Below are 17,538 nucleotides of genomic sequence, written 5' to 3' on the forward strand. Positions count from 1 at the left end.
GGCCCAGCGAATGAACCACCCGGGATCCCGGCCGGAAAGGCGGCCGGCGACGCGTGCTTCCGGTCGGTTGCGCGGACCGCTCGCGGCGCTGGTTGCGGCATCGGCCGGCGCCGCCTACGTCCTGGCTGTCCGGCCCCGGCTCTTGCGGTGGGGGGCCACCACCCAGGAAGCCGCCGGGCCGCTCGCCGGCGACCAGATCGTGACGGCCCCGCGCCTGCAAAGCACCCGCGCGGTGACTATTGCGGCCCCGGCGTCAGAGGTGTGGCCTTGGCTTGTCCAGTTGGGCGCCGGGCGCGGCGGCTTTTACTCCTACGACTGGCTTGAAAAAACCGCGGGTCTGGGCATCCGGAGTGCGGACAGGATTCTCCCGGAGCTGCAGCATCTGGAGGTGGGCGACATCGTTCCGCTCTCCCCCGACGGCGGCCTGCCGGTCAGGCTGCTCGAGTCAGGTGCTGTGCTGGGGCTGGGTGGATCCATCGACTTGCGCACGGGGAAGATGTCGCCGGCCGGCGTCCGTCCTACCGGGCGCCGGCTGGACATCGGCTGGACGTTCGTTTTGCGACCTGCGGGCCCCCAAGCCACCAGGCTCCTGTCCCGCACCCGGTACGATTACTCGCCCGTGGCCGAGGGACTGGTCCTGCGCACGCTGGTGGAACCCATGCAGTTCCTGATGGAGCGGCGGATGCTCCTGGGGATCCGGTCCAGGGCGGAAGGCCGCCGCAGCTAGCGTCCGGCGATCGTGCCCCCGGTCCTCCTGCGGTCCGCGCATCCTCCCGCGGTTCAGTCGGTTCGCCGGGGTTGGAGGCCCTTAGGCCCCCGCGGCCGCCCTCAGACTCCCGCGGCCCGCGGACTGGCACCGTCCGGGGCCAGCAGGTAGTCGACAAACCAGTCCCTAGCCAGGATGGCCGCCGCCGCGAGTGTGCCGGGTTCCTCAAACAAGTGCGTCGCCCCTTGCACGATAGCGAGCTGGCTGGGGCAGCGCATCATGGCCTTGGCCCGGCGGTTGAGCTCCAGCACCTCGTGGTCCAGGCTGCCCACAATCAGGAGCGTGGGCGCTGTCACGGCGGACAACCGCGGGCCGGCGAGATCCGGGCGGCCACCGCGGGACACTACGGCCGAGATCCGCGCCGACGGCTCCGATGCCGCCCACAGCGCGGCCCCGGCGCCCGTGCTCGCCCCGAAGTAGCCCACCGCGCAGGAGGCCGTCTCTGCCCGGGTGGAAAGCCAGTCCGTGGCCGAGGACAGCCTGCGGGCCAGGAGTTCGATGTCGAAGACGTTGGCGCGGCTGCGCTCCTCCGCCGTGGTCAGCAGGTCCAGCAGCAGCGTCCCCAGACCAGCCTGCTGCAGGAGACCGGCCACGTAGCGGTTCCGGGGGCTGTGCCGGCCGCTGCCGCTGCCGTGGGCGAACAGCACCACGGCCCGGGCCGGCACCGGAAGGTGGAGCTGCGCCTGGATCCGCACCGCGCGGGACGGGATCTCAACTTCCTCGTCGACGTCGGCGGCCCTGTCGGCGCCGGCCGCCGCCGAGGCCCAGAAGGGCGGCGGCGTGGTCTCGACGCGTTTGGCCGCAAGATCGAGCAGGCGCAGCACCTCGTCGTCGTCAGTGGGCGAGAAGTCCCTGTAGTGGTATCCGACGGCGGTGAACTGGCGCGGCGTCGCCAGGCATACCACTTCGTCGGGTTCCGTCAGGTTGGCGAGGGTTTCCGCGGGGGCAACGGGAACGGCCAGAATCACGCGTGCCGCGCCCTGTTTGCGGGCGACCCGGCAGGCCACCCGGGCGGTGGAGCCGGTGGCAATCCCGTCGTCGACGATCACCGCGATGCGTCCGGTCAGGTCGTGCCGGGTCCGGCCCTTCCGGAACAGGACGAGCCGGTTTTCCAACGCTGCACGTTCGTGCTCTTCAACAACCTGCAATTCATCGCCGCCGACCCGTGAATGGGCCAGGACCTGCTCGTCCAGGACCTTGGCACCGCCTTCACCGATCGCCCCCATGGCGAGCTCGGGCTGGTAGGGGAGCCCGAGTTTCCGCACCACAATCACGTCAAGGGGAGCATCCAGGGCGGCGGCGACTTCGAAGGCTACGGGCACGCCGCCGCGCGGCAGGCCCAGGACCACAATGTCCTGGCCACGCAATTCCGCCAGACGCCGGCCGAGCTGCCTTCCGGCGTCGACCCTGTCTTCAAAAATGCTCATGGGATATGGCTTTCAAGTCGAAACGTGGACCATCGGCCATCAGTCGTGTGCTGCTGAAACTGGTGCGCTCTGGCGGGTTCCCCCAAACCCGAATTGGACCCGGTGGCCGCTGCATCCAACTATCCGCCCGCGGCCGAAGCCCTGTGAGGGCCTTTATGCCCAATTTTGGGCCTGCGTGCCGACCGGCCCGCGGCTGACGAGCAGCGGTACGGATGTATATACTTTCTCGGTACGGTTTTGCAGCGAGCCGTTGGATTGTTCTTCGATCCGGCCGCTGCCGTATCCGCCCCTTGCCGTGGTGGGAAGCACAGCCGGGTCGTCTTGACCTGAGTGAAACGGCACAACAGACAAGTGGTCATCGAGTCAACCGCAAATTCAATCAACCAGCAGCTGCATGAACTGGTGCTCAGCAGCTCCGACGTTGAGGACTTCCTCGGCGGCCTCGCCCGGGTGTCCGCGCGCAGCCTGTCCGAGCCCGGGGACGAGATCCTGTGCGGCATCACGCTCCTGCGGCAGAGGAAGGCGGCCACCGTCGCCAGCAGCAGTCCGGCCGCGCAGGCCATGGACGAAATCCAGTACACCTTCGGCGACGGCCCGTGCATGACGGCTTCCCGGGAGCAGGAAACCGTCCACGTTGAGGACCTGGATTTCGATGATCGCTGGCCGCAGTACGCCGCCACGGTCCGCGGACACGGCTTCCGGTCCATCCTGGCGTTGCCCTTCCTGCTCGAAGGAGAAACCCGGGCCGCCTTGAACCTCTATTCGCACCGTCCGGGCCGGTTCGATGACCGCGCCACGGAACTGGCCCGTGATTTCGTCCACCAGACATCCATGGCCCTGCGGCTCGCGGTCCGGTTCGCGCACAGCAGCGATACGGCCGCCGACCTCAAAGCCACCTTGGAAACGCGGACCGTCATCGACGTCGCCGTCGGCATCATCATGGCGCAGAACCGCTGCAGCCAGGTCGAGGCGTTCGAGCTTCTAAAGTCGGCATCAAGCGCCCGGAACATCAAGCTCCACGTCGTCGCGTCCGGGGTTGTCGAATCGCTCGGCCAGGGCCCCACCCGGACCCACTTCGAGGTCTAGCCCGGCGCTGGCGCAGCCTGAGCGGTCACGTAGGGTTTCCCGGCAGCGGCTCGCCCCCCGCCGCCGCGCCAAGGCCGGCGAACGCCAGAATCCCGTCCCGGACTTCGAGGGCCCGGTTGTGCTGGACCACGTGCCCGGTTCCCTGAACCTGCTGCAGCTGCCCCCGGCCGGCGAGCCCGGCCAGCCGGCGACTCCAATCCGCATCCGCAACCGGGTCGTTGGCGCCGCGCACTACAAGTACCGGCGCCCTGACACCGGTGATCTTCTGCTCCATGGGGTACTCCATCATGAGCCGGAGGTTCTTGAGATACCAGACGGGACCGCAACGCAGGTAGTCGGTGAAAACCAGGGCGTTCGAGGAGGGGCTTTCGTGCAACAGGCAGTCGCGGCCAAGTGCCAGGGCCTGCTGCGCCACGGTGCCGCGTTTGGGGTCCACCACGGGGCCCATGAGAACCAAATTCGAGATACGTCCGGGCGGCGCCTGAAGGGCCGCCTCCGTGGCGAACTGTGTTCCCATCGAGTGCCCCACGAGCACAAATTCGGGAACGCCAAGCTGTTCCATGGCACTGAGGATGTAGCGGGCATGGGCGGCAATGGAAAGCGTGTTTGCGGGCCTGGGCGTGGCACCGAAACCCGGCAGGTCAATGGAGTAGGTGTCCACCGACCCGGCCAGGAGCCGGTGCAGCCTGCGCAGGTAGCGGTGCGACACGCCGATTCCGTGGATGAGCACGACGGCGGGCCCAGACGCGGGCACGGACCCGCCGTCCCCTTCGCGCGAGGCGAAGACGTGGCCGGCGTGGCCCGCCACCGAAATCTCCAGGCGGACGGGTTCCCTCATGCTGCGCGTGACGGCGGCGCGCAGCGCGGGTACGGCAGGGACCGCGGGGCAGCAGCCGGGGTCATAGGGGGCTCGTTTCTTAGCAGAGTAGTCGGCCCAGTCTAGTAAGCCTGCTGGCTAGATCCCGGACACCGTGCGGGACAACTGCCCCTCACGGGAAGACGCCGGCGGATCAGGTGTCCCGCTTGTCCCGCTCTTCGAACTCCTCATCGAGGTCGTAGCCCCGGAATTCCGTCTCCGGATTCGGTTCCCCTTCCACCACACACTCATAGTCCAGTTGGCGCTGGACTTGGCTGTCGAGGACCTGAAGATCCTTGTCAGCGACTTTGGTGAGGTCCTCAGGGAATTCGTCTTCCGGGCTGAGGTGCAGCTTCTCGGTCATTACATGCCTCCCTGCGCGAGGAGGACGAACCCGACCCTGAACTGTCGTGGCTGCATTGAGGATAGCGGCAACTGGCATGGGTCGGGACGTCCCCGTCGGCCCTTTCCTAGGCGGGCTCGGAACCGACGTTTACCAGCCAGTCCACGCCGAACCTGTCCTTGCACATGCCGAAGATGTCGCCCCAGGGCGCCTTTTCGAGCGGCATCCCGATGGTGCCGCCCTCGGCCAGCTTGTCGAAGTAGCCGCGAAGCTCGGCTTCGTCGGACCCGCTGAGGGACACGGAAAAATTATTGCCGGGGGTGTAGTCCATGCTGTTGGGCGTGTCTGCTCCCATAAGCACCATGCCGCCGTCGGTCCTCAGCTGGGCATGCATGATCTTCTCCTGCTCCGCAGGGTCTTCGCTGGCATGGTATTCGGCGAAGGTACTCATGGTCAGTTCCCCACCGAACACCGACTGGTAGAACGTCATGGCGTCCTTGGCGTTGTCGCGGAAACCGAGGTAGGGATTGAGCGTGGTCATGTCCGAAACTCCTTGCTGCTGGGGGTGGCTGCTGGGGGCGTCGGCCTGGACGGCAACGACGACGGTGCACGTTACACGGCATATCCTGCCGCAAAACCACCAGCGTGGGTAGGTACCTCGAAAACAACGCAGCAGAAGATCAAAGCAGCAGGCCAAAAAGCAGCAGAAGAGCCAGCCGGGAGCGTCCGACGGCGGCCTGTGCCGCCGTCGGAGGCTGGTGCGGGAAGGCGGCTAGGCGGTCTGGCCCGCGTGCTCGCCCTCGGCTATTTCCTCAACGAGCTTGGCATTGAAGGCCGGGAGGTCGCGGGGGCTGCGGCTGGTCACCAGGCCCTGGTCCACCACCACTTGCTCGTCGGTCCAGTTCGCGCCGGCGTTCTTGAGGTCCGTCTGGAGCGTGTGATACGAGGTCACGTTCCTGCCGCTGACCACGCCGGCATCGATCAGCATCCACGGGCCGTGGCAGATGGAGGCGACGGGCTTGTGCTGCTCGAAGAAGGCCCGGGTGAACGCTTGGGCGTCCTTGTCGACGCGGAGGTGATCGGCGTTGACGACGCCGCCGGGAATGACCAGGGCGTGGAAGTCGGCGGCGTCGGCCTGCGCCACCGCGAGATCGACGGTGAACGTTTCGCCTTTTTCAGTGCCATTAAAGCCCTGCAGCTTGCCGCTCTTCGGCGAGACGAGCGTGGGCACGCCGCCGGCTTCCTTCACGGCATTCCACGGGCTGGTCAATTCCACTTGCTCCACACCATCCGTGAGCAGGAACGCGACTTTCTTGCCCGAAATATTGTGCTCTGACATATGTCCTCCTCGTGCCGGGCGCGGGCCGGGCAGCGTTCGTCCTGCCCGGCCCGCGCAGAATTTCACTTGGCTAGCAGTTTCAACTCTAGGAACCCGCCAAGTCATAAGCAAGCTGATGATGTGATGGAGAACCCCCTCCGGCAGCGGGCGTGAAGCTGAGAGAATGGGCCAATGGAAGTCGCTCTCGGGGTGCTGGCCCTTGTCGCCATTGTCTGCGCCTGCAGCGCGTTGGGCCACAAGATCAATGTCCCCGTCCCTCTTCTGCTGGTGCTGGCCGGCGTGGTGGGTTCGTTCCTCCCGTTTGTCCCCACCATCGAGCTGAACCCCGAACTCGTCCTGGTCGGGCTGTTGCCGCCGTTGCTCTACGCAGCCGCGTTACAGACCTCGCTGTTCGATTTCCGTTCCAACCGCCGCTCCATCGGCCTGCTTTCGGTGGGGTACGTCATCTTCGGCACCGTCGGCGTCGGGCTGGTGGTCGCCTGGCTCTTCCCCGAGATCCCGCTGGCCGCGGCCATGGCCCTGGGCGCCGTCGTCGCACCCCCGGACGCCGTGGCGGCAACCGCCATTGCGCGAAAAGTGGGCATGCCCCGCCGGATTGTCACCATCTTGGAAGGCGAATCGCTGGTCAACGACGCCACGGCGCTGGTCTGCCTGCGCGCCGCCATCGCCGCAATCGGCGGAACCGTTTCCGCGGCGGAGATCGCCGGCGGCTTCGTCCTGGCGGCTGGCGGCGGCCTGGTGGTGGGCTTTGCCGCGGCCTTCGTGCTAACCGCGCTCCGCAAGCGAATCCGCAACGTGCCGATCAACACCTCCATATCCCTTATCGCCCCGCTCGTGGCCTACCTCCCGGCGGAAGCTATCCACGCTTCAGGCGTACTGGCCGTGGTCGTCACCGGGCTGATCATGGGAACCAAGGCGCCGTCCATGCCGAACGGGGCCGCGCGGCTGAGCCAGCGCAGCAACTGGCACACGGTCCAGTTCCTGCTGGAGAACTCTGTGTTCCTCCTCATTGGGCTGCAGGTCCGGACCATCATCGAGGGCGTCCGGGACGACTCGCTGGGGCCGGAACGGATCTGGCTCGGCTGCGCCGCGGTGCTGCTGGCCGTGCTGGTCCTGCGCCCGGTCTGGGTCTTCCCCGCAACGTACCTGCCGCGGCTCATTCCCGCGGTCGGCCGCAAGGATCCCGCGCCGCACTGGCAAGTTCCGGTGATCGTCTCCTGGGCCGGCATGCGCGGCGTGGTGACTCTTGCCGCCGTCCTGGTCCTGCCGGCAGGGCTGGAGCACCGGTCCGTCCTGATCCTGATGGCCCTCGTGGTGGTGGCCGGCACGCTGACCCTGCAGGGCCTGACACTGCCGGCGCTGGTCCGGCGGCTGCACGTTCGGGGACCGGACGCGCGCGAGGACGCGCTCAACGAGGCATCGCTGATGCAGATGGCCACGGCGGCGGGCGTGCGGCGGCTCCAGGAACTGCGCTCGGACGCTGACCCGCCGGAAGTCGTGGCGATGCTGAAACGGCGAACGCAGGAGCGCGGGCTGGCCGCATGGGAGCGGCTGGGACGGCCGTCCGCGGAAGCCGCCACCCCCAGCCAGCGCTACGCCCAGCTCCGGCTGGCGATGCTGGAAGCCGAGCGCGCCAAGGTCCTCGAGCTGCGCCGCGGCGGCGGATACGCGCACGAGGTCCTGCTCAACGTCCTTGACCGCCTCGACGTCGAAGAGTCCATGCTGGACGCCGCGCTGGAAGAGCCAGACGCGGACGGCAGCGGCGGCGAGGGGATCGCCCGGCCCCGTGGCGTGTGCGACCACTTGGAGTCCGCCCCGGATACGGCCGTCCCGCCGGGGCCCTTCTGTGCCGCGTGCGTACGGGAAGGGACCACGACGGTTCACCTGCGGATGTGCGTGCAGTGCGGGAACGTGGCCTGCTGCGATTCCTCGCCGGGAACCCATGCTTACAAGCACTTCCAGCGCAGCGGGCACCCCGTCATGCGCAGCGTCGAGCCGGGCGAGGACTGGCGCTGGTGCTACCCGGACGAACTCCTGGGCTAGGGCCCAGGCCCAGCACCTTGACGCCGGGCCTGTCGCCGTGCCGCGTGCACTGACTGGGTGCTGTAACTGGGTGCTGTGACTGCGTGCCGGGCCCTGTTCAGGGCCCCTTCCCCTCCGTAGGCTGGAAAGGGACCTGCTGAAAAGGAACACGGTGGAAGGGGACCCCGCGAAGAAGGGAACCCGCCGCCGTCGGACGAAAAGAGGACACCGTGGACAACCAAGACATCCTGGAGCGCATCAAAGCCCTGGTGGAGGAAGAACACGGCCTCCGCGAAGGCTCGCAGGCCGCCGGGGCCGGGGCCCCGGACATTCTCAGGCTGCAGCAAGTGGAAGAACAGCTGGATCAGTGCTGGGACCTGCTCCGCCAGCGGCGCGCCAAGAAGGACTACGGCGAGAACCCCGACGAGGCGGAGGTGCGGCCGGTCAGCGAGGTTGAGGGCTACCAGAGCTAGCCCCGGCCATGACCTGACGGGCCGGCTGGCCATGCAGATTGCGCTGCTGGGAGACGTCATGCTGGGCCGCCTGGTGAACCAGCACCTGGCCGTGGTTCGGCCTGCCTATCCGTGGGGCGACACGCTGGAGCTGCTGCGGCAGGCGGACGTCCGCCTCGCCAACCTCGAGTGCGTCCTGGCGTCCGGCGGCGAGCCCGAGCCCGGCAAGGTCTTCCACTTCCGCTCGGACCCGAAGAACGTGGCCAGCCTCCTTGCCGCCGGGATCGACGGCGTCTCGCTCGCCAACAACCACGTCCTGGATTTCGGCCAGGACGCGTTCCGGGAGATGTTGCCGGCCCTGGACGGCTGCGGCATCCTGCATGCCGGCGCCGGCCCGGACCTGGACGCCGCCCGCCGGCCGGCAGTGCGGCGCGTGGACGGCACCGCCGTCGGATTCATTGCCTTCACGGACAACGAGCCCGGCTGGGAGGCCGGCGCCGCGACTCCCGGGGTCTACTACGTTCCGGTGGACGACGGCGGCCGGCGCGGCGGGGCACGATTGGACGGCCGGTTGGACGGGCTATTGACCCTGGTCGGGAGGACGAAGGCCCGCGTCCAGTTCCTCATCGTGTCAGCCCATTGGGGCGGCAATTGGGGCCACGACGCCCCGGTCCGGCATCAAGAACTCGCCCGGGACCTCATTGATGCCGGAGCCGACCTGGTGTTCGGCCACTCGCCGCACATTTTCCGCGGCGTCGGGATCCACCGGAACCGCCCCATCATCTACAGCGCCGGGGACTTCGTTGACGACTATGCGGTGGACCCGATCGAGCGCAATGACCAGTCATTCGTGTTCATGCTCGAAACGGACGGCGGCACACCGCGCACGCTTCGGCTGTACCCCACGATCATCGCCGAATTTCGGGCACGGCTTGCCCGGGGGTCGGCGCCCGAGATTGCCGCCCGGATGCAGCGGCTGAACGGCCACCTGGGCACGGTGAGCAACTGGAACGCATCCGGCCGCTGCCTGGAGATACCGCTCGACAAACCGGCCGGAGTTTGAGGCCCCGTTTACATTCCCGAAACATGCCGGTCACGCGAACTTCACGCCGCCGCGAATCCCGTAACGTGCCCGCAACTTTTCGCCCCACTACCGGAAACATGGCTCCGCGACGATTGAACACGGACCGGGGGGCCGGCGGCGACGTGTCCCGGTACGGAAGACTGACGAGAAGGGACCCCGGTGGAACTCACTGCTGGAAGCGTCTGGATGATTATTTCGGCGGCGCTCGTTCTGCTGATGACCCCTGCATTGGGCCTCTTTTACGGCGGCATGACGCGGGCCAAGGCCTCGCTCAACATGATGATGATGAGCTTCGTCTCCATCGGGATTGTCGGCGTGGTGTGGGTCCTCTGGGGTTACTCGATGAGCACCGGGCAGGGCGTCCTCGGCGTGTTCGGCAACCCGTTCGCCAGCTTCGGCCTGAGCGGCCTCATCGGTTCGCCCGACTTGATCAAGGCTGGTTACAGCGCCACGTTTGCCATCCTCACCGTGGCCCTCATCAGCGGCGCCATCGCCGACCGGGCCAAATTCACCTCCTGGGCCCTGTTCGTTCCCATCTGGATCACCCTCGTCTACTGCCCGTTGGCCTTCATGGTCTGGGGCGGCGGCCTCATGAGTGCCGGCGGTGCCGTGAGTGCCGTCTTTGGCCAGGTCATTGACTTCGCCGGCGGCACCGTGGTGGAAATCGCGTCCGGAACCGCGGCCCTGGTATTGGTCCTGATCCTGGGCAACCGGCATGGCTTCGGCAAGGACCCCGGCCACCGCCCCCACAACATCCCCTTCATCATGCTCGGCGCGGGCATCCTGTGGTTCGGCTGGTTCGGCTTCAACGCCGGCGCTGCTACCACCGTGGAGCAGGCCGGCCTGATCTGGGTGAACACCCTGGCCGCCCCCGCCGCGGCCATGATCAGCTGGCTGGTCGCGGAGAAGGTCCGCCACGGCCACCCCACCTCCCTGGGCGCCGCATCCGGCGCCGTTGCCGGCCTGGTGGCGATCACGCCGTCGTGCGCCAACATCAGCCCCCTCGCCGCGCTGGGCCTGGGCTTCGTGGCCGGTGCGGCCTGTGCGGTGTTCGTGGACCTGAAGTTCAAGTTTGGCTTCGATGACTCGCTCGACGTCGTCGGCGTCCACCTCGGCGGCGGCCTCATCGGCACGCTCGCCCTGGGCTTCATTGCCCTGCCGGTGGACGGTGCAGGCGGCGGGCTGTTTTACGGCGGCGGGCTCCACCAGCTCATCGCACAGACCGTGGCCGTCCTCATCACCGTGGCGGTGTCCGGTCTCGGGACCGCGGTGATCGGCCTCGCCATCCACAAGACGCTCGGGTTCCGGGTCAGCCGCGAGGACGAGCTCGCCGGCGTCGACCGGTCCGAGCACGCCGAGACCGCGTATGCCTTTGCCGAACTCGGTTTCAGCCGGTTTAGCCCCTTCGGCCACCACGTCCGCCCGGCGCAGGCTGTCCACGCCGCGACGGCAGCCAACGCGGCCGCCCGGGCGCCGGAGAACGTGCCCGCACCTGCACCTGCACCTGCACCTGCACCTGCAAAGGAAGACAGCCTGGTCTGAGGCAGCGGCCAAACGCCCGGCATAAGTTTTTCCAAAGGGCCCGGGTGTAAGACGCGGCCGGAGGCTAAGATATGGGCGGGGGGCACTCGAATTAGCGAACTCGCTTATGGGAGGCCACGATGTTCAGCCAAGCCAGCCGCAAGGCATCAGACCCGCAGCTAACATCGGTGGCGCGTGTCCCGCGCAGACACCGTCACAGCGCGCTGCCCAGACCTGACCGACGCCGGATCCGGCGCGCACTGGCGTCGCTGACAGTCGTTGCGCTGGTCGCCTGCTTCGGCCTCGCGGCGGCCGCCCCCTCGTCCGCGGCCCAGAAGGCGCAAAGCTATATTGTGGTGCTGAAGGACGGCGTGGTGAACGCCGGCGCCGCGGCGGCCGCCCAGCAACGCGCCTACGGATTCACGGCCTCCAAGCTCTACAGCAACGCCGTGAATGGCTACTCAGCAACCATGACGACATCCCAGGCGCAGCGCCTCCAGGCCGACCCGAACGTCGACTTCGTCACCGCGAGCCGAACATTCCAGCAACCGCGGGATCTCGGGTCCGCGGCTACCCAGGAGACCCCCTTCTGGCGGAAGCGGATCGCCGGAACCGATTCAGACGTCCGGAAGGCCCTCGACCGCGGGCCGGCCAAGATCAATGTCAACGTCGCCGTGATCGATAGCGGCATCGATGCGACCCACCCGGACCTGAACGTCAAGGGCGGCGTTGACTGCCAGTCCGGCTCGCCCGTGGATGTGACCCCCGTTGACGTCATGGGGCACGGGACATTTGTGGCGGGCGTCATCGGCGCCCGGAACAACCGCCAAGGCGTCATCGGCACCGCCCCGGGCACGCCGCTGTGGTCCGTCCGCGTGGTTGATGATAACGGCCTGATCTCCGAGCAGAGCCTGATCTGCGCCATTGACTGGGTGACCTCGACGCACAAGGACGACAACGAGGACAACGACATCGCCGTGGCCAACATCAGCATCGCCGGCGGAGCCTCGGACACGCCCAACTGCGGCAAGGGCACTGACGCGATGCACTACGCCATCTGCCGTTCTGTCCGTGCTGGCGTCACCTACGCTGTCGCGGCCGGCAACGAGGGCATGGACTTCGCCAACACCGTGCCGGCCACGTACGACCAGGTGCTGACCGCCACCGCCATGGGCGACTTTGACGGAAAGGCCGGCGGCGACGCCGCCCCGACCTGCGGCCCGGACGACTTTTCGAAGTACGGGCAAAAGGATGACCAGCCGGCATTCTTCTCCAACTTCGCCACCACAAGCGACGACAAGGCCCACACGGTTTCCGGACCCGGAATGTGCATGCTCTCCACCTGGCCCGGCGGCTACAACGTAAGCAACGGCACCAGCTTCGCCAGCCCGGCCGTGGCAGGGTCCGTGGCCCTGTGCATCAGCCAGAACGAATGCACGGGTTCAGCCGAGCAGGTCATGGCGGATTACCTGCACGCGACGAAGTCGTACACGAAGCGGCACAACGAATACGGTTTCGATGGCGATCCTGTCCACCCGATCTCGTCGCACTACTACGGCTATCTGACGCAGACCACCAGCTTCTGACAGAACGGGTGTGAGACCGCTGGCCGCGAACCTCGGCCGGCGGTCTCAGCCGCTCGTCTCAACCTGCGGGCCTCAGCCCAGGAGCCGGCGTTCATAGGCGAAGGCCACCAGCTGAAGCCGGGTGCCGAGCCCCAGCTTGCCCAGCACGCTCCTGAGGTGTGTCTTGACGGTCGCCTCGGAAACGAACAGGCTTCCGGCTATCTCACCGTTGGCCAGCCCCTTGGCCGCGAGCAGGAAGACGTCCCGTTCCCGGGCCGAGAGCACCTCCAGCACGGACAGGTCCGGTCCCCCGGCCGGCACCGTCCGGGCGGCATGCTGGAACAGATCCTGGACTGACCCGGGCGCAATCACGGAGTATCCCGAGTACACGGTCCGGATCGCGGCGAGGAGGAACTCCGGTTCGGCGCTCTTGAGCAGGTAGCCGCTGGCCCCGGCGTGCACGGCGTCCACCACCGCCTGGTCCCGGTTGAAGGTGGTCAGAGCGATAATCTTCGGCGCGCCGGTGCCCGCGGCTTCCGCCTGCTGCAAGATCCGCCGTGTGGCGCCGACGCCGTCCAGGACCGGCATGCGCAGGTCCATGAGCATCACGTCGGGGCAACGTTCGACGGCGAATGCCGCTGCCTGCGCGCCGTCGCCGGCTTCCCAGGACATCGCCATGTCCGGCTGGCTTTCGACCAGCATCCGGATTCCCGCACGGAACAGCGCCTGGTCATCGACGATCGCCACTGTAATGGCCGCCCCGGCATCAGCCACGGTGGCCGGTTTCCTCCGGCGACACGGCCGCGCCTACTGCAGCACCTCCGGCGGGAACCAGGTCTGGCTCCGCGCGGGTGACGGCGGCGGCGTCGGCGTCGGCAATCAGATTGTCGGCAATCATTGTGCCGTAAGGGATAAAAACCGTCACCCGGTACTGCTCGCCGTCGGGACCGGCCGTCATCCAGCCCCCTGCGAGGTGGGCCCGTTCCCGCATCCCGGCGAGGCCGCGGCCCACCCGCACTTCGGCGGCGCGGCCCGGGTTGTCGGACGCGGCCGGGATCCCGGATGCCACATGCAGGGTCAGCCCGGGGCCGCTCCAGTCCAGGTGCAGCCGCACTGCGGTGCCGCGGCCGCCGTGTTTCAGGGCATTGGTGAGGCATTCCTGGATGATCCGAAAGACTGCCAACTGCTGCCCGGCGGAGAGCCCTGCGGGCGCACCGGACTCGCTCTGTTCGATGGCGAGGCTGTCCTGCATGCGCGCAACCAGCGGCCCGACGTCGCTGAGCCGGGGCTGGGGGGTGACCGCGCCGTCGTCGTGCACTCCCTCGATGACGCGCTGCGCGTCGACAAGGGCGCTCCGGGCCGACGTCGCGATGTTTTCCAGGGCGTTCAACACGGCCCGCGGCTGGTCCTTGCTCAGGTAGCGGGTGCCATCCGCCTGGGCCGCGATCACGGCAAGGGAGTGGGCCAGGACATCGTGCAGGTCCCGGCCGATCCGCGTCCGCTCCTGCTCCACGATCAGTTCCACCTCAGCTTCCCGGAGGCTGGATTGGGCCATGGTCTTGGCCCGGAAAAGGCTGCCGCGCTCCTCGTAGAGGGCCAGGGCCAGCCCGACGGCGGCGCAGGCTGCCGCGATCAGGAGCAGCAGCGAAAAGAGCTGCCAGCCGAAGGCCCGAAACATAAACCGGTCACCCATGTACAGCGGAGGAAACCAACCCACGCCGGCACTGTAGCGCCACGACAGCATCAGGAAGGTCATGGCTCCGGCGAACACAACATTGGCGCCGGCCGCGATGAAGCGTGTCCGCCGCCCGGTGGTCCACAGGATGAAGGCCAGCGCCACAAACGCCCCTAGGTAGATGGCCCAGTGGTTGGAATACATCGCGGGAATGGCATACCCGAGCTGGCCCGCGAGCAGTCCTGCCGTGAATCCCAGCGACACATAGGGCTTCCAGGCGGCGACGGCAATGGCTGCTGTCATGATGATCAGCGGCCACGTCCCGGACCAGGTGTGGAGGCCTGGCCCCATTCTGCCTGCCTCGGCCACGCACCACAGCGTGAAAAAGAGAACGGCCGCCGCGGGGGCGCCCCAATGCCGCAAGACTTTCAACAGTGCTTCCATGACAGTCACCCTATCCACGGGCGGGGGCACTCCACGGTCACATCAGGCCATACTCAGCCTCTGAGCCAGAAGTTTCATCTTTCGGGCCAGTCCGCCGCGGGTGCGCGTAATATGACGGCCATGACCAAGGCAGCGGTTGAGGTCACAGCCCCCGCAGCCGGGGTGCCGTACTCCGTGCTGGACACCGTATTCTTCGTCGTGGGCGGCGTCGCGGCCGTGTGGCTGACCTCGCTGCTGGTGCAGCTGAGCTTCCAGTGGGGCTGGGCACAAGTCTGGTTCCTCTTCATCTTCTGGGCCCTGCTCGCCTATCTGGTCCTCCCCCGTCTCCACCGGATCCTGACCCGGCTCTACGTTCCGGACTATTTCATCGGCCGGGCGCGCACCAGCGACGGGCTGCTCGGCGATCCCGTGAACGTGGCCCTTCTTGGGTCCGAACCGCAGGTGCACGGGGTGATGCAGGCGGCAGGCTGGACACTGGCCGATGACGTGACCCTGGCCAGCAGCCGGCGGATCGTCTCCTCCACCCTTCTGCGCCGCAGCTATCTCCAGGCCCCGGTCAGTCCCTTGTTCCTGTTCGGCCGCCAGCAGGATTTTGCCTATCAACAGGAAGTCGACGGCACCCCGGGCAAGCGGCACCACGTCCGTTTTTGGCGCTGCCCGGCCGGCTGGCTGCTGCCCGGCGGAGTGGCCGTCGACTGGCTGGCGGCAGGCACCTATGACCGGAGCGTCGGGCTGTCCCTGTTTACCCTGCAGATTACCCACAAGATCGATGAGAACACCGACGCCGAACGTGACCATGTGGTCGGTGCCATCACCGGAGCCGATCCCGCGGCCGGGCTCCGGGTGATCCGCGATTTCTCGACCGGCTACCACGCGCGCAACGGCGGGGGCGACAACATCGCCACCGACGGCGATCTTCCGATCATCGATCTCAGGCGGACCGCAGCGGAGCCGGCCGCAGCGGGGCCGGCCGCGGCGCCCTGGCCTCGGGGCGACGGGGCCTCGAGCGACAAAGCCCAGGGCGACGGGACCCCGAGCGACAGCCGCAACAGGCGTCCGGCCACCACGATTGTCGGGGCGGTCTTCGTCGGAGCCCGCGCGGCGGCGGCCGCCCTGCTGGCCATGTCCATGGTGCTCTTCAAGGACGCACACGTGGACTCCCTGATGCAGCCCGTAGCTGGCCTTGCCGTCACGGAGGCCCAGGCGGACTTGGCCGTCACCGCCGCAACAGTGGTTGTCCTGCTCTTCGCCCTGGCAGAAATCGTGCTGGCGTGGTTTGTGTTCCTCGGCCGGAACTGGGCCCGGACTGTGGCCATGGCGCTCAGCACGGCCGCCATCTGCGCCCAGGCCGTCGATGTCTTCCACGGCGGTCCCGACATCACGCTGCAGTCCAATCTGCCCGGCCTGACCCTGGACATCCTGCTGCTTCTGGCGCTCTCCAGCAAACGGTCCCGCGACTATGCCCTGCGCCCCAGCAAAGAACCCAAACGGGATTCCAGCCGTCCCGGCGGCCGGGCACCGTTCTGAATCTCCAAGCATCCGCGAGGCCTTGACAGCCCTCTTGCTGCGGGAGCTAGATGTTCAAGAGCCGACAACCATTCCAGGATTGCAGCAGAGGAGCTGACATGAGCGAAGACTCACAGGCGCCGGAGCGCGCCCACAGCGAGACCCCCGCCGAGGGTGATGCAACGGCTGAGCCCTTTGACGACCGGGCCCATTCCCAAGACGCGGCAGAGGGCCCGGACATCGACGACGAGCCGGGCACCGGAGCCAAGGGCAACGCCGCGCCAGGCGGCAGTACCGGGCCGTAACTTCCCCGACGCGCCTATTGGCGGCCCCGACGCACGAATTGCGGCCCCGACGCACGAATTCGCCGGAAACCTACGGGCTCGCCGGAACTTTCCGGCGAGCGGGCAAGTTTCCGGCGACTTCGGCGGGCCTGGCCCTAACGGTCCCGGCAGGACACAACCGGTAACGGCCGAAATATCTTCGCCTGCCTGCATGTTGCCCGGACATGACAACAATCGGATTCATCGGTGCTGGACACATTGGCGGCCAGATCGCCCGCAAGGCCGTGGAGCTCGGCTACGACGTCGTGATCAGCAACTCGCGGGGCCCGGAAACCCTGGCGGACCTCATCGCGGAGCTGGGGCCCACAGCCCGCGCCGCAACCCCGGCTGAAGCTGCAGCAGCCGGCGACTTCGCCGTCGTTTCCGTACCGCTTAAGAGCATCCGAGACGTGCCTGTGGAGCCGCTGGCGGGCAAGGTCGTCCTAGACACCAACAACTACTACTGGGAACGCGACGGGCATGTGCCCGCTTTGGATGCCGGCGAGGCCACCACCTCCGGCCTGCTTCAGGAGCAGCTGCCCCAGTCCAAGGTGGCCAAGGCCTTCAACCACATCAGGTTCTCCCAGATCACCACGGACGGCACACCGGCCGGCACACCCAACCGCCGGGCCCTGGCCACGGCGAGCGATTTCCCGGAAGCGGCCGAGCTTGTCACCAGGTTTTATGACGAATTCGGCTTCGACACCGTCAACATGGGCCCGCTGTCCGAAAGCTGGCGCACGGAACGGGACCGCCCCGCCTACGTGATCCGGCAGAACGTACCCGAGCTGGCCGAGAACCTGGCCAAGGCCCCGCGCACCATCTGACGCTCCCCCGTGCCCCGAAGCCGCTGACCCGGGCCCCGACCCGCGAGTTCGCCGGAATCCCCCGAGCTCGCCGGAACGTTCCGGCGAACGGGCAGGCTTCCGGCGAACTCGGCCCGTATGGTCAGGCGGCCCCCGCCTGCTCAGTTGGTGAGGCTGGCGAGGGATTCCTTGGCGGCGCCGGTGACGGCTTCGGTGGTGATGCCGAACTCCTGGAAGAGGCGCTTGTAGTCGGCGGACGCGCCGAAGTGTTCCAGGGAGATGGAGCGGCCGGCGTCGCCGACGAATTCCTTCCAGCCCAGGGC

Annotated in this window: 18 protein-coding genes; 10 read left to right on the forward strand and 8 right to left on the reverse strand. The window is 67.6% G+C overall.

Features of this window, described 5'->3' with window-relative positions; all coding sequences use genetic code 11:
* Window positions 1-67: 67 nt before the first annotated feature.
* Entirely contained in the window at window positions 68-727 is a 660-nt protein-coding gene (locus ACFRJ8_RS18200) for an SRPBCC family protein (RefSeq protein WP_377987612.1), read from the forward strand.
* 101 nt (window positions 728-828) lie between these two features.
* On the opposite strand, the gene ACFRJ8_RS18205 is transcribed toward ACFRJ8_RS18200, so the two are convergent.
* On the reverse strand, window positions 829-2,193 hold the full coding sequence (locus ACFRJ8_RS18205) for a phosphoribosyltransferase family protein (RefSeq protein WP_377987614.1): 1,365 nt from the start codon (window positions 2,191-2,193) through the stop codon (window positions 829-831).
* Between the two features lie 351 nt (window positions 2,194-2,544).
* Here ACFRJ8_RS18205 and ACFRJ8_RS18210 point away from each other — a divergent pair, with 351 nt between their 5' ends.
* Complete coding sequence (locus ACFRJ8_RS18210; RefSeq protein WP_377987615.1) at window positions 2,545-3,279, forward strand: GAF and ANTAR domain-containing protein; 735 nt, start codon at window positions 2,545-2,547, stop codon at window positions 3,277-3,279.
* Window positions 3,280-3,304: 25 nt separating this feature from the next.
* Here the strand turns inward: ACFRJ8_RS18210 and ACFRJ8_RS18215 are convergent, their stop codons facing one another.
* From ACFRJ8_RS18215 to ACFRJ8_RS18230, 4 genes are all read right to left on the reverse strand, one after another.
* Complete coding sequence (locus ACFRJ8_RS18215) at window positions 3,305-4,117, reverse strand: alpha/beta fold hydrolase (protein ID WP_377987616.1); 813 nt, start codon at window positions 4,115-4,117, stop codon at window positions 3,305-3,307.
* A 172-nt stretch (window positions 4,118-4,289) separates the two neighbouring features.
* Window positions 4,290-4,499 (reverse strand): hypothetical protein, encoded by a 210-nt coding sequence (locus ACFRJ8_RS18220; protein ID WP_377987618.1) that lies wholly within the window; start codon window positions 4,497-4,499, stop codon window positions 4,290-4,292.
* A gap of 106 nt (window positions 4,500-4,605) precedes the next feature.
* A complete protein-coding gene (locus tag ACFRJ8_RS18225; RefSeq protein WP_377987620.1) occupies window positions 4,606-5,019 on the reverse strand; it encodes a VOC family protein in 414 nt (137 codons plus the stop codon).
* Between the two features lie 231 nt (window positions 5,020-5,250).
* Entirely contained in the window at window positions 5,251-5,817 is a 567-nt protein-coding gene (locus ACFRJ8_RS18230; RefSeq protein WP_377987621.1) for a type 1 glutamine amidotransferase domain-containing protein, read from the reverse strand.
* Between the two features lie 171 nt (window positions 5,818-5,988).
* Here ACFRJ8_RS18230 and ACFRJ8_RS18235 point away from each other — a divergent pair, with 171 nt between their 5' ends.
* The 5 genes from ACFRJ8_RS18235 to ACFRJ8_RS18255 all read left to right on the forward strand — a co-directional run bounded on the left by ACFRJ8_RS18235 (window position 5,989) and on the right by ACFRJ8_RS18255 (window position 12,482).
* Window positions 5,989-7,860, forward strand: coding sequence for a Na+/H+ antiporter (locus tag ACFRJ8_RS18235; RefSeq protein WP_377987623.1), 1,872 nt, complete (start codon window positions 5,989-5,991; stop codon window positions 7,858-7,860).
* Window positions 7,861-8,069: 209 nt separating this feature from the next.
* Entirely contained in the window at window positions 8,070-8,312 is a 243-nt protein-coding gene (locus tag ACFRJ8_RS18240; RefSeq protein ID WP_277527951.1) for a DUF2630 family protein, read from the forward strand.
* 31 nt (window positions 8,313-8,343) lie between these two features.
* Window positions 8,344-9,354 carry a CapA family protein gene (locus ACFRJ8_RS18245; RefSeq protein ID WP_377987625.1) on the forward strand — a complete coding sequence of 337 codons (1,011 nt, stop codon included), beginning with the start codon at window positions 8,344-8,346 and terminating at the stop codon, window positions 9,352-9,354.
* Window positions 9,355-9,534: 180 nt separating this feature from the next.
* Window positions 9,535-10,917, forward strand: coding sequence for an ammonium transporter (locus ACFRJ8_RS18250; protein ID WP_377987626.1), 1,383 nt, complete (start codon window positions 9,535-9,537; stop codon window positions 10,915-10,917).
* 119 nt (window positions 10,918-11,036) lie between these two features.
* A complete protein-coding gene (locus tag ACFRJ8_RS18255; protein ID WP_377987627.1) occupies window positions 11,037-12,482 on the forward strand; it encodes a S8 family serine peptidase in 1,446 nt (481 codons plus the stop codon).
* Between the two features lie 72 nt (window positions 12,483-12,554).
* Here ACFRJ8_RS18255 and ACFRJ8_RS18260 read toward each other — a convergent pair whose 3' ends face one another.
* Complete coding sequence (locus ACFRJ8_RS18260; protein ID WP_377987629.1) at window positions 12,555-13,235, reverse strand: response regulator; 681 nt, start codon at window positions 13,233-13,235, stop codon at window positions 12,555-12,557.
* Window positions 13,228-14,580, reverse strand: a complete 1,353-nt coding sequence (locus ACFRJ8_RS18265) for a sensor histidine kinase (RefSeq protein WP_377987630.1) — start codon at window positions 14,578-14,580, stop codon at window positions 13,228-13,230. Before ACFRJ8_RS18265 ends, ACFRJ8_RS18260 begins: the two co-directional genes overlap by 8 nt.
* 111 nt (window positions 14,581-14,691) lie before the next feature.
* On the opposite strand from ACFRJ8_RS18265, the gene ACFRJ8_RS18270 reads away from it, so the two are divergent.
* The 3 genes from ACFRJ8_RS18270 (at window position 14,692) to ACFRJ8_RS18280 (ending at window position 17,236) form a co-directional block, all read left to right on the forward strand.
* The gene (locus ACFRJ8_RS18270) at window positions 14,692-16,107 is read left to right on the forward strand and encodes an LssY C-terminal domain-containing protein (protein WP_377987631.1); all 1,416 of its coding nucleotides are present in this window, start codon (window positions 14,692-14,694) and stop codon (window positions 16,105-16,107) included.
* A gap of 98 nt (window positions 16,108-16,205) precedes the next feature.
* Window positions 16,206-16,391: a hypothetical protein gene (locus ACFRJ8_RS18275; protein WP_377987632.1), complete on the forward strand. Its 186-nt coding sequence runs from the start codon at window positions 16,206-16,208 to the stop codon at window positions 16,389-16,391.
* Between the two features lie 203 nt (window positions 16,392-16,594).
* Complete coding sequence (locus ACFRJ8_RS18280) at window positions 16,595-17,236, forward strand: NADPH-dependent F420 reductase (RefSeq protein WP_377987633.1); 642 nt, start codon at window positions 16,595-16,597, stop codon at window positions 17,234-17,236.
* 140 nt (window positions 17,237-17,376) lie between these two features.
* Here ACFRJ8_RS18280 and ACFRJ8_RS18285 read toward each other — a convergent pair.
* Window positions 17,377-17,538, reverse strand: a 162-nt coding sequence (locus tag ACFRJ8_RS18285; RefSeq protein WP_377987650.1) for a hypothetical protein, incomplete at its 5' end; no start/stop codon positions are given.

Source organism: Arthrobacter sp. NPDC056886 (genome assembly GCF_042788715.1).
GTDB lineage: Bacteria > Actinomycetota > Actinomycetes > Actinomycetales > Micrococcaceae > Arthrobacter.

Coding starts and splice junctions, on each gene's coding strand:
- ACFRJ8_RS18215 (WP_377987616.1), bottom strand. CDS start 4,117: ATGAGGGAACCCGTCCGCCTGGAGATTTCGGTGGCGGGCCACGCCGGC.
- ACFRJ8_RS18225 (WP_377987620.1), bottom strand. CDS start 5,019: ATGACCACGCTCAATCCCTACCTCGGTTTCCGCGACAACGCCAAGGAC.
- ACFRJ8_RS18220 (WP_377987618.1), bottom strand. CDS start 4,499: ATGACCGAGAAGCTGCACCTCAGCCCGGAAGACGAATTCCCTGAGGAC.
- ACFRJ8_RS18270 (WP_377987631.1), top strand. CDS start 14,692: ATGACGGCCATGACCAAGGCAGCGGTTGAGGTCACAGCCCCCGCAGCC.
- ACFRJ8_RS18275 (WP_377987632.1), top strand. CDS start 16,206: ATGAGCGAAGACTCACAGGCGCCGGAGCGCGCCCACAGCGAGACCCCC.
- ACFRJ8_RS18230 (WP_377987621.1), bottom strand. CDS start 5,817: ATGTCAGAGCACAATATTTCGGGCAAGAAAGTCGCGTTCCTGCTCACG.
- ACFRJ8_RS18255 (WP_377987627.1), top strand. CDS start 11,037: ATGTTCAGCCAAGCCAGCCGCAAGGCATCAGACCCGCAGCTAACATCG.
- ACFRJ8_RS18280 (WP_377987633.1), top strand. CDS start 16,595: ATGACAACAATCGGATTCATCGGTGCTGGACACATTGGCGGCCAGATC.
- ACFRJ8_RS18235 (WP_377987623.1), top strand. CDS start 5,989: ATGGAAGTCGCTCTCGGGGTGCTGGCCCTTGTCGCCATTGTCTGCGCC.
- ACFRJ8_RS18265 (WP_377987630.1), bottom strand. CDS start 14,580: ATGGAAGCACTGTTGAAAGTCTTGCGGCATTGGGGCGCCCCCGCGGCG.
- ACFRJ8_RS18205 (WP_377987614.1), bottom strand. CDS start 2,193: ATGAGCATTTTTGAAGACAGGGTCGACGCCGGAAGGCAGCTCGGCCGG.
- ACFRJ8_RS18245 (WP_377987625.1), top strand. CDS start 8,344: ATGCAGATTGCGCTGCTGGGAGACGTCATGCTGGGCCGCCTGGTGAAC.